This is a genomic window from Serratia montpellierensis, assembly GCF_020858655.1.
Lineage (GTDB): Bacteria > Pseudomonadota > Gammaproteobacteria > Enterobacterales > Enterobacteriaceae > Serratia > Serratia montpellierensis.
Window position 1 is genome coordinate 1 of sequence record NZ_VOSN01000008.1, and the last position, 205, is coordinate 205.

Below are 205 nucleotides of genomic sequence, written 5' to 3' on the forward strand. Positions count from 1 at the left end.
GGGAAGGATGATTCGTCGCTGTGCGACTCACCCTGCGGGCCGCGCTGAAGCGCGTTGTCTCACTGCGTGAGACTCTAACCTTAGTCGAAGCTTCTCATCCTTCCCCGGTGCGGAGCAATATGGATGCGATGTGTTTTAACTTGGTTCAGGGATTTTTTGCAAGGGATGGTGGTGGGGGAAGGATGATTCGTCGCTGTGCGACTCA

1 other RNA gene is annotated in these 205 nt (G+C 55.1%); it reads right to left on the minus strand.

Features of this window, described 5'->3' with window-relative positions:
- A non-coding RNA gene (locus FUU19_RS10695) (RtT sRNA) lies at nucleotides 1-119 on the minus strand; the annotation flags it as partial.
- Nucleotides 120-205: the final 86 nt, after the last annotated feature.